Raw genomic sequence first — 15,161 nt, 5'->3', positions numbered from 1 at the left:
ACTATACCTGACCCCTCTTGACCTTTCTAAAAAATAAACCCCGATAACCGGGTTTCGGTTATCGGGGTCAGAAAAGGAGTTTGGGAATAGTCAGCGTCAGAGCGACACATTTTCAAGCGTCACATACCGCTTGAGGTTGCTCATGGCACCAAAGATCAAATTATAAACAGACTGGATATTGATTTGCATAAGCGCCGAAATTTCTTCGTTGCTCATATTCTGAAAATACCGGAGATGAACGGCTTCGCGCTGACGACGAGGAAGTTTTTCGAGTGCCTGATGCAGGCAGTCATTGATAAACATATCTTCTTCGTGATTGATCAGCAAGTTTTCGTAGGAGGGGTCAGAACCGGGGAGCGTATCGCCTACACGCCGGCCGTTTACCATGTCATCCTGACTAACTAATTTTTGTTCGGCGGTCAGGTGGCGAACTAATTTACGCTTAATAGAGGCCATCAGATAGAACCGTACTGAAGTGGTTGGGCCGATGGTGGTGCGATGCTTCCAGAGTTCGACAAACAGGTCGTGGATGCAATCTTTAATTAACGCCCGGTCGGTGGCAAAATGGACGCAATAGTGGTAGAGGGTTTGAACATAATTTTGATATAGTCGGGCAAACGCAGTTTCATCGCCACCGCGAAACAGATTCCATAAGGTTTCGTCGTCGGGGCCATTTTGGGTACGAGAGCGGGCCATGATAGAGGGAGTAAAGGTTAGGAATAGCCTTGAGGTGTGTAAACTTACCCATAAAAAATAGAATTAAAAAAATACTTCGAAAAAAATTTTATAATCTCCGATTTTCAGTTTCTAGTGACACAAAAGAGAACTTTTTTCCATCAAACAACCCTTTATCACTCAATTTTAAATTCGGAATAACTAAGAGTGCCATAAACGACAAAGTCATAAACGGGGCGGTGAGCGTACTTCCCAATTCCTGTTTGGCAAACTGATCTAAATGCTTGTATTGGTCAGCAACAGTATACCCGTCTGTATCCGTCATCAGTCCTGCCACGGGTAAAGCCAGAAGTAGTTCGTTTCCCTTTGTATTATCCGAAGCCTGCCTGTTACTGACCGCCGACAACCCACCCTTTGCCTCAATAACCAGATTAATTGCCTGACAAATACTCTCGTCGTCGCAACCAACGGCCGTAATATTATGCGAGTCGTGCCCCACCGATGAAGCGATGGCTCCTTCTTTCAGTCCAAAATTCTTTATGAAGGCCACAGCAGGAGGAGCATCCTGATATCGATTGACGACCACCAGCTTTAAAATATCGCGCTCTACATCAGATACAATTTGTCCATCCTTTATTTTAGGCCTCAAATGAAGCTCATTGGTAATTAACTGACCATCGAGTGCTTCGATCACACGTATCTCCCTTCCAGGCTCGTCAGATCTCACCGTAAAATCGTCTGCTTTTTTGGACGAACAGTTGAATTGATTGACGTGCTCACTCCGTAAATCCTCAATTTTCGACTGACCATTTTCGGCTACAGTTGCGCCATTGATGACAGTTTGCGTTACCTGAAATGTTTGCAAATTCTCCACAACAATATAATCAGCCGGATCGCCCTCGCGTAGTAAGCCGACAGGTAGGCGATAGTGCAATACCGGATTCAGACAAGCAGCGCGCAGCACATTCCAGATTGAATGCCCTTTGGCCAACGCCCGCACCACAAGCTGATTGATGTGGCCTTCGGCCAGTGTATCCGGGTGCTTATCGTCGGAGCAAAACATAATCTGTTCCGGAAACTGAGCCAGCAATGGAATTAGTGCATCAAAGTTTCGAGCCGCGCTCCCCTCCCGAATCAGAATATGCATTCCATGCCTGGCCTTATCCAATCCCTCTTCGTATGTAAAGCATTCGTGGTCAGTACTGATACCAGCATCCATGTATCGCTGCGCATCATCGCCCATCAAACCCGGTGCATGACCATCCACTGGCTTGTTGAACGCCTGCGCCAGCGCAATTTTGGTCATCACCTCCGGGTCCTGATGTAGTACGCCCGGGAAATTCATCATTTCGGCCAAATAGCCGATTTCCTTCATAGCCAGCAGGTTGCGAACATCCTTAACGCCTATGGTAGCTCCGGCTGTCTCAAAGGTAGTTGCCGGAACACAGGACGGAGACCCGAACATGAATTTGAAGGGTACACGTCGGGCTTCTTCAATCATATAATGAACGCCTGCCACACCCAGCACATTACCAATTTCGTGTGGATCAGAAACCGTAGCCACAGTACCGTGCACAACCGCCAGCCGGGCAAACTGAGGGGGAGTCAGCAATGAACTCTCCACATGTACGTGCGCATCTACAAAACCAGGCAATACATAGGGTTCGCCCGGACGCTCAGGACCCAGCTTATGAATTTCATTGATGCGATTATGCTCAAAAGAAATCGTACCGTAGAAAATCGTTTGATCGAAAAGGTTCAGGATGTTGGCAGTAAGCATAGATAACAAGTTATGAGTACCGTAACCTTTTTCAGATACGGATAAATAATTTTCGATGGTACATCCACCGGAGAATTAGGTAAAAGATACCGAGCGTAGCCAGCCCGACGAGCAATTGTTCATACGGTTCGCCAAACACCTGAAATAGCCGATGCCCCAGGTGGATATATAACGAATTGACAATGAAGTGGCTGATCAATTCCACCAGGCAATAGATCGCAATGGAGTTCATCCCGACAACGACCAATGGAAAAGCCCATTTACGCCAGCCAGCCACATCAATAACGCCATAAAAAGCGGCTAGAAACCAAAAACATAGCCCTCCGCTGAACAGCACCCAGGCTGGTGTCCAGATTCGCTTGACAATTGGGCAAACACCGGCCCATTGCAACAGCAATCCAGCCACAAGGCTTATGACGCCAGCGATCGCCAAACGTTTCAACGTGTCGCGTTGCGTCAGATCAGATCGTAGCCAGCGACCAGCCTGTAGCCCTAGCAACATAGTGCCAAGGGTTGGAATAAAACTGAGTGTAGCATACCCTCCACCGTTAAACAGAAAGGGCTTTTCTCGTGGAAATAAATTTAAAAACCAGGTATCGAAAGCCCAGGCGAGGTTACTATTCTTGTTGAAATGGGCCATTAATCCAGTGTAATGCTCCGGCCAATCGGCAGAAACACCAACGGCAGTATAATCAAAAAATGCGCCCGGCATGGAGGTGCCGGGTATAGCTGCCGGGGCCGGGTATAAAATAAACGCCAGCCAATAGCCAACTAAAATTGCACCAAAAGCGATCCAGCTCGTTCGGGGCGTCGTATACCCAAGCAAAAACAAAAAAGGATACCCAAGTCCAATCTGCGTCAACGTATCTTCAAACGTAAAATAGGTCTGGTCAGCATGCGTAGATCGCAGAAAAATACCCAATAAAATCAATATCAGCGACCGCCGAAGCGCATGACCAAACTGAAGCCCAAACGATTCTCCCTGTTTGACACGGCTGGCGATAGAATAAGGCAGTGCCACACCTACCAGAAACGAAAACGAGGGCTGAATCATGTCGTGCAGGGAGCAGCCTGCCCACGCGACATGGCTTTGATGAAAAGTCAGAAACCCCCAGAATGCACTGTCGGGAAACGATTCGTGAAGGTGATGAAACTTCAAAATTTCAGCCGCCATCAAGGTCATTACAAAACCTCGATAAGCGTCCATAGACATAAGTCGGCCAGCCAGAAAGCCAGTCTGGTTGTCGGGCGAAAGTTTGGGCATAGGAAAGAGTCAGGAATTCTTTGACCAAACTCAACATTGGTATTCATATTCGCAACAGCATAGAACAAAGTTTTTTCAGAGGTGGTATATTTCGGCCCAATACGTCTCTTTATTAAAATGGTCAGAAATTGACAGGAGTCGTCAAATATGGTCAGGGATTGTCAAAAATAGTTAAGAGTTGTTACCTTACTAGCCTTGACAATTCTTGACCACACTTGACGACTTCTCCTGACAGTTAATTCAAAATCATATTGCTCAATGGCTGCCCGAGTGTTAAAAGTTCATCCTGCCGATAATGTTATCGTTGCGCTTCGCAACCTATCAGCTGGTGAACATATCGAGTTTGAAAACGATACCTATGAGTTACCCTACGCCGTTGGGGCTAAACACAAATTTGTGACGGAGGACCGTCAACCTGGCGACCCGATTACGATGTACGGCGTACTGGTTGGCAAAGCTACTCAGCCCATCCGACGGGGAGAACCCATTACAACCTTCAATTTGAAGCACGATGCCGATCGGTACGGTCTCGACAAAAAACAACCTTATTCGTGGCAACCACCCGATGTGTCGCACTGGCAGGGTCGTACGTTTATGGGGTATCATCGGGCTGATGGTAGCGTGGGTACGCGCAATTATTGGCTCGTCGTGCCACTGGTATTTTGCGAAAATCGTAATGTTCTGATTCTGAAAGATGCCTTTGAACGCGAATTAGGGTATGCTCAGCCCGAAATCTATCGGGAGCAGGTGCATGAGCTGATCAGTCTGTACAAAGCTGGCGAACTGGATGTTGTGAAAAAGATGCAACCCTTCGTTGAGCCGGTTTATGCGCATGAACAAGCGCCCAAGCGGCCGTTCAAAAACGTCGATGGCATCAAATTTCTGACCCATGAAATGGGTTGTGGAGGCACACGCCAGGATTCGGGCTATCTATGCTCGTTACTGGCCGGATTCATCAATAACCCGAACGTAGCCGGAGCAACCGTCCTGAGCCTGGGTTGTCAGCACCTACAGGTCGACATGATTTCGGCGGAAATAAAACGGCAGAATCCGAAGTTCGACAAACCCCTTCTCCTGTTCGAACAACAGGCTGGTACCGAATACGCGTTGATGTCGCAGGCCATTAAAGAAACTTTCCTGGGGCTGGTCGAAGTCAACAAGATTGACCGAAAACCCGCTCCGTTGAGCAAATTGACTGTAGGTCTGAAATGTGGTGGTTCAGATGGTTTTTCAGGCATCTCGGCCAATCCAGCACTGGGGCAACTATCCGATATTGTAGTGACCCTGGGTGGAAAAACCGTACTGGCCGAATTTCCTGAACTGAACGGTGTTGAACAGGAACTTATTAACCGTACCGACGATACGACCAAAGCCCAGAAGTTCATCGACCTGATGAGTACCTACTCGGCTCAGGCTGAAGCGGCAGGTTCCGGCTTCGATATGAATCCGTCGCCGGGCAACATCAAAGACGGCCTCATTACCGACGCGATCAAATCGGCTGGAGCCGCTAAAAAAGGCGGTACGTCCCCCGTTGCCGATGTACTCGACTATGCCGAACCAGCTACTAAACCCGGCCTGAATCTGCTTTGTACACCCGGTAACGATGTAGAAGCCACCACGGGTATGGCCGGTTCGGGTACGAATGTCATTGTCTTTACCACCGGCCTCGGAACTCCAACGGGCAATCCAGTCTGCCCAGTTGTGAAGGTTTCGACCAATACCGTCCTTAAAAACCGGATGCCCGACGTGATCGATTTCGACAGTGGCCCTATCATCGATGGGGAGCAAACCATTGGCCAAAATGCCGATGCCATGCTGGAATACATTGTCCGGCTCGCATCGGGTGAAGAAACGACGCAGGCCGAGCGCCTGGGCCAAGATGATTTCATTCCCTGGAAGCGGGGCGTTTCACTTTAATTAAAGAGCGAAAGAGCGAATGAGTGAAAGAGCGGACCTACCAGAAGATGTTCGCGTCAGCTACTCTTTCGCTCTTTCACTCATTCACTCTTTAACCTATGTTCTCACTCAAAAACAAAACTGCCCTCATCACGGGGGGAGCCAGTGGTATCGGACTGGCTATTTCGAAGACGTTCGCTCAGGCAGGTGCCTCGGTACACATCCTCGACCTAAACGCCGATCAGGCCGAACAGGCAGCGACCGAAATTCGTCAAATAGGTGGGCTGGCAACCAGCCATGCGGTAGATGTTTCGAATCAATCGCAAACGGTAGAGACTATTAATCAGATTGCCGAACGGGGGCCGATTCACATTCTGGTGAATAATGCGGGCGTATCGCACATCGGCACCGTTGAGACCACAACCGAAGCCGACTTCGACCGAATTTTTCGGATCAATGCCAAAGGTGTTTATAACTGCTTGTTTGCCACTATCCCGCACATGAAGAAAAATGGTGGTGGGGTCGTGCTCAACATGGCATCGATAGCCGCGACCCTCGGCATTCCCGACCGTTTTGCTTACTCAATGAGTAAAGGAGCCGTTTTGACTATGACGCTGTCGGTTGCGAAGGATTATCTGAAAGACAATATCCGATGCAATTGCATTTCGCCGGCCCGTGTCCATACGCCATTTGTGGATGGTTTCATAGCACGGACGTATCCGGGTCGGGAAGCTGAAATGTTCGAAAAACTCTCAAAAACCCAGCCCATTGGCCGTATGGCCGAACCGGAAGAAGTTGGTGCCCTGGCGCTTTACCTCTGCTCCGACGAAGCTGGTTTCATAACGGGTTGCGACTATCCGCTGGATGGTGGCTTCACCCGATTGAATAACTAAAGAATGAATAATGAAAAATGCACAATAATCTAACGGCCAAGAATTATCCATTACCCATTCTTTAGTTATTCATAGCATCAGGCACATGTCGTAGTTCAGGACATCGTTCTCGAACTGCCCGACCTCGACAAACCCATGTTTCTGATAATACCGATGGGCGCGGTCATTTCGGGCCTGTACCCCACCCCACAGAATAATCCGTTGTTTCTTCATGGCTCTGGCTATTGCCAGGGCCTTTTTCATCAGATGATTCCCCAAGCCCCGGCTCTGGTACGCATCGGCAATGGAGGGCGCTATCGAATAATCCGTTTCAGCACTAATTGGCATTCCTAATGTCTGAAAACGAGCAGCATCCGACGGTGTTGCTCCCGACAACAGCAGCACATAGGCAATAATGGTCTGGTGATCGTCGGCCGAGGTCGCAACGAACCGGACAATTTCGGCCGGATTCAGATTCATACAGATGTGTTGTACCGTTTCTGCAACGAATGAATGGGGCGCAAAATAGCTTTGGGTCTGGTCCGATAAGCCTTTAAAATAGGCGGTTAGTTTAGGAGCATCGCTTGAATCCAACAGTCGAATAATTACTGCTTCGTCAGATGAAAGGTGAATGGTTTCGGGAGAAAGCGCTTCCATAAATACAGTTATCGTGTTCTTATAAGCTTCCAGAGTTACAATTGATCTCCCATCAAAAGACCAGTAATGGCTAATGACATGATTATTCCTCCCAGGATCAGAATTATAAATTCACCAGGACCCAATGCAGGCCGATGGTCATTCGGATAGGCCTTTTCATAGATATAATTCAGTTGTTTTACGGTCGGGATCAAAAAAAGGAAAGGCGGAATACATAACGCTGTCAGCGCCAGCGCATCAGGCAAAACTCTGTCCACGAATCGTTGTACGATAGCCAGCACGACAAAACCACTTGCATACCCATTGCTGCTAATACCTGGATGCCCCTTTTCAACAGCCAGATCATTGATGTGCTCTAATAAACTATGAACGAAGAAAATACTGAATATAGCCCGCCAGAACGGATAAATATCCCACTCGTATACATCCCTGAAAAAGGCCCAGTTTTTATAAAACCAATAAATAGTATAGATGCCAAACGAAAAGAAGGATAATAGGCAGAATACCCAAACTGGCTGACTTCTTATATATGGTATCGATTCGGCATCATCGTAATTGCTTCCCATCAATTAATCGTACTAAGTTTGGTGGCAATATAGCTCTTCAATGAACAATTGACCAAGCCGAAAATTTTTAACAACTAATTACCCCGGCTTGGGTTGACTGTAGACTGACGTATCAGCCTTCCAAAACCGAGTTTGTTTTCAAACTCTCCTTGGAAAAAGAACCAGATCTTCGTAAATTAGCCAGATTCTAAACGACGCTGATGAGCTTTAAATTAACCTCAGAATTTCAGCCTACCGGCGATCAGCCAAAGGCGATTCATCAACTTATCAAGGGCATCAACGAGGGTGAACCCTCTCAGGTATTGCTTGGGGTCACGGGGTCAGGTAAGACTTTTAGTATCGCCAATGTCATTGCCCAAACCAATCGCCCAACCCTCGTCCTAAGCCATAATAAGACGCTGGCGGCTCAGCTTTACGGCGAATTCAAGCAGTTTTTCCCTGAAAATGCGGTCGAATACTTTATCTCCTATTACGACTATTATCAGCCCGAAGCGTACATAGCCACGACCAACACATACATCGAGAAAGACTTAGCCATCAATGAGGAGATCGATAAGCTTCGCCTGGCGGCTACGTCGGCCCTGATGAGCGGTCGGCGCGATGTGATTGTGGTGGCATCGGTATCCTGCATTTACGGCATGGGAAACCCCGAGGAATTCAAAAACAACGTAGTTCGGATTGGGGTTGGTGAGCGGATGAGTCGCAATCAATTTTTACATCAGTTGGTTAGTATTCTGTACAGCCGAACTGAAGCCGAATTTCAACGGGGTAATTTCCGCGTCAAAGGTGACACGGTCGACCTCTATGTAGCCTACGCCGACTTTGCCTATCGGGTTATTTTCTTCGGTGATGAGATCGAAACAATTCAGCGAATTGATCCATCGACGGGAAAAAAACTTTCTTCGGAAAGCATGGTGACCATTTTTCCGGCAAATCTGTTTGTAACCAGTGGCGATACGCTGAAAGGGGCTATTCATGAAATACAGGACGATCTGGTTGCACAGATTCGCTATTTTGAATCGGAGTTTCGCGAGCAGGAAGCCACCCGAATTCGGGAACGAACCGAATTCGATCTGGAAATGATGCGCGAACTCGGTTACTGCTCCGGTATTGAAAACTACTCGCGCTACTTCGACCACCGCAAGCCTGGCCAGCGCCCGTTCTGTCTGCTCGATTATTTCCCGGACGATTATCTGCTCGTGATCGACGAAAGCCACGTGACCATTCCACAAATTCGGGCCATGTGGGGGGGCGACCGTTCCCGCAAAACTGCCTTGGTCGATTACGGTTTCCGGCTTCCGTCGGCCATGGATAACCGTCCGTTGACGTTTCAGGAGTTCGAGGACCTATCGGGGCAAACCATTTTCGTATCCGCCACGCCATCCGACTACGAACTTCGTCGGAGCGAAGGCGTAGTGGTCGAACAACTTATCCGCCCAACCGGCCTGCTCGATCCCGAAATTGAAGTTCGCCCAAGTCTGAATCAGATCGACGATCTGCTCGAATCCATCGACAGCCGAATCAAACAAGGCGAGCGTGTTCTGGTAACGACCCTCACGAAACGGATGGCCGAAGAACTGACAAAGTATCTGGACCGCGTCGGTATTAAAACCCGCTATATCCACTCCGAAGTAAAGACCCTGGACAGGGTTGAAATCCTACGCGATTTACGACTGGGCAACTTCGATGTGCTGGTTGGGGTTAACCTCCTCCGCGAAGGGCTCGACTTACCCGAAGTGTCGCTGGTAGCTATTATGGATGCCGATAAAGAAGGGTTCCTGCGCGACATCCGATCCCTTATCCAAACTATTGGCCGTGCTGCCCGGAATGCGAATGGAAAGGTAATTATGTATGCCGATACCATTACCGGCTCCATGCAGAAAGCTATCGACGAAACTAATCGTCGGCGAGCTATTCAGATGGAGTACAATACCGATAATAACATTACCCCAACCACGGTGTTGAAATCTCGAGAAGCAATTATGGGTCAAACTAAAGTAGCTGACTCAAAAGTGAAGCATTTCTACGTAGAGCCGGAAGAAATTCGGATTGCTGCCGACCCAATTGTGCAGTACATGGGCAAGGGCGATCTGGAGAAAATGATTATCGAAACGCAATCGAAAATGGAGCGTGCCGCCAAAGACCTCGACTTCCTCGAAGCCGCCCGACTACGCGACGAACTGTTTCAATTACGCGATAAACTAAAGCAGCAAACTGCCTAACAGAGCCGCCAAAAGCTTCTACTTTTGTAGTAATTTACGGCAATAGTGAAAGCTTTCAATTATCTTTGTAGCGGTTGGGGAGAGATCCTCGGCCATTCCTTGAGGTAATGCGACCGGCCGGATAGCATTACCTCATTGTATTTTACGGCTAATGGTTCCATCAAAAATTACCTAAAACTCCTCATGAAGCGTATCCTGATCATTCTCGGCATTATCGCAGCTGTAGTCCTTATTGGCCTTTTCTCGTTACGAAGCTGGACAAAATCGGCTAGTCCTGAAGCCATTGCAGAGGTTAACCAGGGCGGTTTGAAAATCAAGGTAGATTATTGCCAGCCATATAAAAAAGGCCGCAAAATCTTCGGAGGGCTAGTACCTTATGGAAAAGTCTGGCGCACCGGGGCTAATGAAGCGACCAAAATTGAGTTCGACCAGAACGTCATTGTAGCCGGACAACCCCTCGACAAAGGCGAATACTCGCTCTGGACAATCCCGTCATCAGATGGCTGGATTGCGATCTTCAATAGTGAAACTGGCCAGTGGGGTACGAATTACGACCAGACCAAAGACATTCTACGCGTACCAATTATTTCTCGGAAACACAGCCCAGCCGCCGAACAATTCTACATCAGCTTTTCGCCATCAGCCAATGGCACCGACATGATTCTGGCGTGGGACCAAACTGAAGCCGTTGTCCCGATTCAGAAGAGACAATAACTGTCAGAACCGGGATTTTTGTGATTTGATTGATTGACTTTGATTGTACTATTGATTCGCTTTTAAAGAAAGGCATAATCAAAGTCAGTCAATCAAATCATAAAAATCCCGGTTCTGACTACCTATGAAAGCTCAATCCGATAAATTTCAGGGCATCGGGTAAGCCGGTGCGCCAGTACGACCAGGTGTGTGCTCCATCACGGGCGCGGTATTCGTGCGGAATTTTTCGTTCAAGCAAGGCCAGGTGCAGCATGGCATTCCCAACGGTAAGGGCATCGTCATCACCACAATCGATATACCAGCGCACCTTGTTAAGATCAGTTTCCGGAGCTGAACGGGCCAGTGTAATGGGGCTGTTTCGTTTCCAGGTTAGGGTCAGTCGCTCCTCCCCTTTTACAGGCCCACTGAATACAGGAGCAAAAACGGTATTATATCGTTCGTCGGGAATACTGGCAAACGCTTCATCGGTGCGCACACCTGCGCTTAAGGCAGCACAGGCAACAAAAAGCTCAGGATGATGCATTGCCAACGTCAACGACCCAAACCCACCCATCGACAAACCCGCAATTGCCCGGAATTCCTGCTGGGTTCGTGTTCGAAACATCGAGTCAATGTGCGGAATGAGTTCCTGTATAAACATATCTTCGTAGCGGACCTTATTTTGGTAATCGTTCACATAAAAGGTGGCTCCCGCGTTCGGCATGACAATAATCATTGACGGAAAATCACCGGCCTTAATACCTTCATCGGCAATTCGGTCGGCTTCGCCAAACTGAATCCAGCCGGTTTCATCGTCGCCATAGCCATGTAGCAGATAGAGTACCGGGTAGCGTCGGTTAGATATGTAATAGTCGGGAGGCAGGTAGATAGAAAATTTGACAGCCTGATTTAATATCGAGCTATTAAATCGCATACTTTCTAACAACCTCGCCTGGGGCGCGGACACCACAGGCACTGGCCCGGTAGTTTGTTCAGTAGTTAATTGCGCCCGTCGACGCGATTGAGCTAGGGATGTAAATGACAGAACAGCGAGAACAGCGCAGAAGATTAAATTACGGAATGGCATTAGCGTAAAAGGCGATGAAAGGAGGTTAAATTTAGGCGAATTTTTCCAGTAGTCGCCTTAGAGCTGCAAATTGACGGTTTCTTTGTCAATTATCTCCTGGCCGACCTCTTCGCTTGTGTCATCCATAAAACGTGCTCACGATGCCCAAACGCTTACTCTTCTCCCTCTTTTTAACAATCTTATTTTTATATACTGTCCAGGCCCAAACCTTACCCGATTGGGAAGATCCGCAGGTAATTAGCCAGCAAACCGAGAAACCCCACGCAACGCTGATCCCCTTTGCAACGGAACAGCAAGCCCTCAACGCAGCCAACTGGCGAGGATCACCCAACATTACGCTACTAAACGGTACCTGGAAATTTCGGTGGGTAAAGCATCCCAGCCAAATACCGACCAATTTTTACCAACCTACCACCCCTGATCAAAACTGGGATAACCTGTTTGTCCCCTCCAACTGGCAGGTGGTTGGCGCTCGGGAAGGCCGCCCCTACGACCGGCCGATCTTCACCAATATCAAACACCCTTTTCCGGCTACTCCTCCGCGCATCACGGCCGATACCAACGCCGTTGGATTGTACCGACTCCGGTTTACAGCACCGGCCAATTTTCAGGACCGAGCCATATTTCTGCATTTTGCGGGTGTTCAATCGACTTGTCGAGTGTACCTAAACGGGCAACCAGTTGGCTATCATGAAGATAGTATGACGCCCGCTGAATTTCTGATAAGCGACAAGCTAAAAGCCGGTGAGAACTTACTGGCGGTTGAAGTCATCAACTGGTCGGATGGGAGCTATCTGGAAGATCAGGACTTCTGGCGGCTTTCAGGCATTTTCCGGGATGTATTTCTGGTATCCACGCCCAAAACGTACCTGCGTGATCTGGCTGTTGTGACCGATCTGGATGACCAGTATCATGACGCGGTGCTGAAAATAAATGCGTCAGTTCGCAATCTGTCGGGTGTAGCTACGCAAGCGCCTTACCGTGTGCGCGTTACGCTCTATGACCCAAAGAAAACGGCTCTTTTTACCGAAACGATCAACTCCGAAAATGCAACCGATACGGGTCAGGAAAGCCTGTTCAGGCTTCGCAAAGATGTAAAAGCGCCTGCTCTATGGAGTGCCGAATCACCCTCGCTTTACACCCTAACCGTTCAACTGATCGGAGCTGATGGACAACCAACCGAAGTCGTCAGCCAGCGGGTTGGCTTCCGGGAAATGACCCTGACCGACGGGCAATTATTGCTCAACGGCAAACCTGTCACGTGCAAAGGTGTCAATCGTCATGAATTTGACCCCAACACAGGCCGGGTAATCAGTCGGGAGTCGATGATTCGGGATATTACACTGATGAAGCAGTTGAACATCAACGCCGTACGAACGTCGCATTACCCCAACATGACTGACTGGTACGACCTGTGCGACGAATACGGGCTGTATGTGATTGACGAAGCGAATATTGAAAGTCATGACTTATGGGGCAAAGGCCAAACGCCGGCAGCCAAACCCGAATGGCGGGATGCATTCGTGGCCCGAGGTCGGGCTATGGTTGAGCGCGACAAGAACCATCCCTGCATTGTGATCTGGTCGTTGGGCAACGAAACAGGCATGGGGCAGAACTTCAGGGATATGGCCGACATCATGAAGTTGATCGACCCAACACGACCAATTCATTACGAAGGCCGCCAGCCGTACACCAACACATCATTAACCAGTTTCGACATTATTTCGACCATGTATCCGTCCGTCGACGATATGCTGAAACTGATGGAGAAAGACCCGTCCCGGCCGGTCATCGTCTGCGAATACGCCCATGCAATGGGTAACAGCGTCGGGAACCTGAAAGACTACTGGGCTGCCATCGACAAATACCCACGCTTGCAGGGCGCTTTTATCTGGGATTGGGTGGATCAGGGACTTCGGATCAAAAACAAGGCAGGCAAAGAATTTACCGATCATATCAACTACATCGATGGTGCCAATGCCTGCGATGGTCTGGTAAACCCCGATCGAACCCCACAACCGGAAACGGCTGAGGTAAAATTAATTTATCAGTACGTTAAATTAACAACACCCGCCCCCTTATCAGCCGGGCAACCTGTTAAAGTTAACGTTCGGAATACCTACAATTTTCAGTCACTCGAACCGTTTCGGCTGGAATGGGAGCTCATCCGCAACGGCGATGTGGTGCAGCGTGGAGCCGAAACGAATCTGGTTGCTAAACCGGGGCAGACGCAGGTCGTAACCCTACCCGTACGATTAGATGCCTTTGTTGATACCAGATCAATCGATGGCAATGCCCGGCCTTCAGCGGCTTCCCTGGCCGACCAGGCTGCACAGGCTGGTGAATACTTTCTGAATGTAAGCATTCGGTTGAAGCAGGCTACTCCTTGGGCATCGGCCGGACACGAAGTTGCATCGGGTCAGTTCCCGGTAAAAATGGACTCGCCCACAACGCCCGTAATGGGCATGAATCGCATACCCGTGCTAAAAGTTGTGCCAACAACCACAAGCGTAACCATTCGAGGTAAAGATTTCGCTGTCGTGTTCGACAAAACCAGTGGAACTTTAACTCAATGGTTTTATAAAGGCAAAAACATGCTCGAACAGGGCCTCAAACCAAGCTTCTGGCGAGTACCAACCGACAACGACGAAGGAGGAGGCAATCGTTCGTTTGCCACCCAATGGCGCAAAGCAGGATTGGATACCACTCTATTCCACCCGGTCGATTTCAAAATAGAGTCTCGTCCGCAACTCGTTCGCGTAAGTTGCACCAACGAATGGGCTGGCAATGGTGGTAGTCTACTTCAACAAACCGAGTATGTCGTTTATGGTACGGGCGATGTACAAATCACAACCACCTATACCCCTTCGGGCACGCTGCCTCCACTCGCTCGGGTAGGTATGCAATTTCAGTTGCCAGCTACCTTCAATAGCTTAAGTTGGTATGGTCGTGGCCCATTCGAAAGCTATGCCGACCGGAAAGATGCAGCTAAAGTGGGGCATTATGAAGGCAAAGTATCCGACCAGTTTTTCCCTTATACGATGGCACAGGAAAATGGTAATAAAACCGATGTCCGCTGGGCGAAACTGACCAACGAAATGAATGTAGGCTTACTTATTATGAGCGATCTAACAACAGGACCCTTGCTTAATATCAATGTACGCGATTATACTGATAATGCGCTGCTAAAAGCCAAACAACCCGGTACGCAGGAAGTAGAACGCGGCAATGTAACCGTCGTGAATGTCGATATGGCACAGATGGGACTGGGTGGTGATGATAGCTGGTCTCCCCGAGTCCATTCCGAATACTTGCTTCCAGCTACAAAGTCCTACACCTACTCATTTCGGATGCGCCCAATCGATATGCGTGTGAATGTAGCTGAAGTCGTTAATCTGGCGCTGCCCCGATAAAAGTCGATAGAAGACATCTGAAATCATCCTCGGTTT

The 15,161-nt window shown here is 48.7% G+C and carries 11 protein-coding genes; 5 read left to right on the top strand and 6 right to left on the bottom strand.

The annotated features are described in order from the left end of the window. Positions 1-96: 96 nt before the first annotated feature. The 3 genes from ACYVFD_RS09975 to ACYVFD_RS09965 all read right to left on the bottom strand — a co-directional run bounded on the left by ACYVFD_RS09975 (position 97) and on the right by ACYVFD_RS09965 (position 3,719). A complete protein-coding gene (locus ACYVFD_RS09975; protein WP_461089797.1) occupies positions 97-696 on the bottom strand; it encodes an RNA polymerase sigma factor in 600 nt (199 codons plus the stop codon). A gap of 88 nt (positions 697-784) precedes the next feature. Continuing rightward, positions 785-2,455, bottom strand: coding sequence for an adenine deaminase (gene ade / locus ACYVFD_RS09970; protein WP_461089796.1), 1,671 nt, complete (start codon positions 2,453-2,455; stop codon positions 785-787). A 31-nt stretch (positions 2,456-2,486) separates the two neighbouring features. Beyond that, the gene (locus ACYVFD_RS09965; RefSeq protein ID WP_461089795.1) at positions 2,487-3,719 is read right to left on the bottom strand and encodes an acyltransferase family protein; all 1,233 of its coding nucleotides are present in this window, start codon (positions 3,717-3,719) and stop codon (positions 2,487-2,489) included. A gap of 258 nt (positions 3,720-3,977) precedes the next feature. Between ACYVFD_RS09965 and ACYVFD_RS09960 the strand changes: the two genes are divergently transcribed. Both ACYVFD_RS09960 and ACYVFD_RS09955 read left to right on the top strand, forming a co-directional pair. Then, complete coding sequence (locus tag ACYVFD_RS09960; protein ID WP_461089794.1) at positions 3,978-5,636, top strand: UxaA family hydrolase; 1,659 nt, start codon at positions 3,978-3,980, stop codon at positions 5,634-5,636. A gap of 98 nt (positions 5,637-5,734) precedes the next feature. After that, positions 5,735-6,508 carry an SDR family NAD(P)-dependent oxidoreductase gene (locus ACYVFD_RS09955; RefSeq protein WP_461089793.1) on the top strand — a complete coding sequence of 258 codons (774 nt, stop codon included), beginning with the start codon at positions 5,735-5,737 and terminating at the stop codon, positions 6,506-6,508. Positions 6,509-6,577: 69 nt separating this feature from the next. Here ACYVFD_RS09955 and ACYVFD_RS09950 read toward each other — a convergent pair whose 3' ends face one another. Next, positions 6,578-7,144 carry a GNAT family N-acetyltransferase gene (locus ACYVFD_RS09950; protein WP_461089792.1) on the bottom strand — a complete coding sequence of 189 codons (567 nt, stop codon included), beginning with the start codon at positions 7,142-7,144 and terminating at the stop codon, positions 6,578-6,580. A gap of 35 nt (positions 7,145-7,179) precedes the next feature. After that, complete coding sequence (locus tag ACYVFD_RS09945; protein ID WP_461089791.1) at positions 7,180-7,710, bottom strand: hypothetical protein; 531 nt, start codon at positions 7,708-7,710, stop codon at positions 7,180-7,182. A gap of 200 nt (positions 7,711-7,910) precedes the next feature. On the opposite strand from ACYVFD_RS09945, the gene uvrB reads away from it, so the two are divergent. Then, positions 7,911-9,932: an excinuclease ABC subunit UvrB gene (uvrB, locus tag ACYVFD_RS09940; RefSeq protein WP_461089790.1), complete on the top strand. Its 2,022-nt coding sequence runs from the start codon at positions 7,911-7,913 to the stop codon at positions 9,930-9,932. A 183-nt stretch (positions 9,933-10,115) separates the two neighbouring features. Beyond that, complete coding sequence (locus ACYVFD_RS09935; RefSeq protein ID WP_461089789.1) at positions 10,116-10,646, top strand: DUF2911 domain-containing protein; 531 nt, start codon at positions 10,116-10,118, stop codon at positions 10,644-10,646. Between the two features lie 118 nt (positions 10,647-10,764). Here ACYVFD_RS09935 and ACYVFD_RS09930 read toward each other — a convergent pair whose 3' ends face one another. Then, positions 10,765-11,712 carry an alpha/beta hydrolase gene (locus ACYVFD_RS09930; protein WP_461089787.1) on the bottom strand — a complete coding sequence of 316 codons (948 nt, stop codon included), beginning with the start codon at positions 11,710-11,712 and terminating at the stop codon, positions 10,765-10,767. Between the two features lie 140 nt (positions 11,713-11,852). On the opposite strand from ACYVFD_RS09930, the gene lacZ reads away from it, so the two are divergent. After that, positions 11,853-15,125 (top strand): beta-galactosidase, LacZ type, encoded by a 3,273-nt coding sequence (gene lacZ / locus ACYVFD_RS09925; protein WP_461089786.1) that lies wholly within the window; start codon positions 11,853-11,855, stop codon positions 15,123-15,125. Positions 15,126-15,161: the final 36 nt, after the last annotated feature.

It is taken from the genome of Spirosoma gilvum (assembly GCF_054776815.1).
This window is presented reverse-complemented; position numbering and strand designations above follow the sequence as displayed.

Coding starts and splice junctions, on each gene's coding strand:
- ACYVFD_RS09935 (WP_461089789.1), top strand. CDS start 10,116: ATGAAGCGTATCCTGATCATTCTCGGCATTATCGCAGCTGTAGTCCTT.
- uvrB (WP_461089790.1), top strand. CDS start 7,911: ATGAGCTTTAAATTAACCTCAGAATTTCAGCCTACCGGCGATCAGCCA.
- ACYVFD_RS09930 (WP_461089787.1), bottom strand. CDS start 11,712: ATGCCATTCCGTAATTTAATCTTCTGCGCTGTTCTCGCTGTTCTGTCA.
- ACYVFD_RS09965 (WP_461089795.1), bottom strand. CDS start 3,719: ATGCCCAAACTTTCGCCCGACAACCAGACTGGCTTTCTGGCTGGCCGA.
- ACYVFD_RS09955 (WP_461089793.1), top strand. CDS start 5,735: ATGTTCTCACTCAAAAACAAAACTGCCCTCATCACGGGGGGAGCCAGT.
- ade (WP_461089796.1), bottom strand. CDS start 2,455: ATGCTTACTGCCAACATCCTGAACCTTTTCGATCAAACGATTTTCTAC.
- ACYVFD_RS09960 (WP_461089794.1), top strand. CDS start 3,978: ATGGCTGCCCGAGTGTTAAAAGTTCATCCTGCCGATAATGTTATCGTT.
- ACYVFD_RS09975 (WP_461089797.1), bottom strand. CDS start 696: ATGGCCCGCTCTCGTACCCAAAATGGCCCCGACGACGAAACCTTATGG.
- ACYVFD_RS09950 (WP_461089792.1), bottom strand. CDS start 7,144: ATGGAAGCGCTTTCTCCCGAAACCATTCACCTTTCATCTGACGAAGCA.
- ACYVFD_RS09945 (WP_461089791.1), bottom strand. CDS start 7,710: ATGGGAAGCAATTACGATGATGCCGAATCGATACCATATATAAGAAGT.
- lacZ (WP_461089786.1), top strand. CDS start 11,853: ATGCCCAAACGCTTACTCTTCTCCCTCTTTTTAACAATCTTATTTTTA.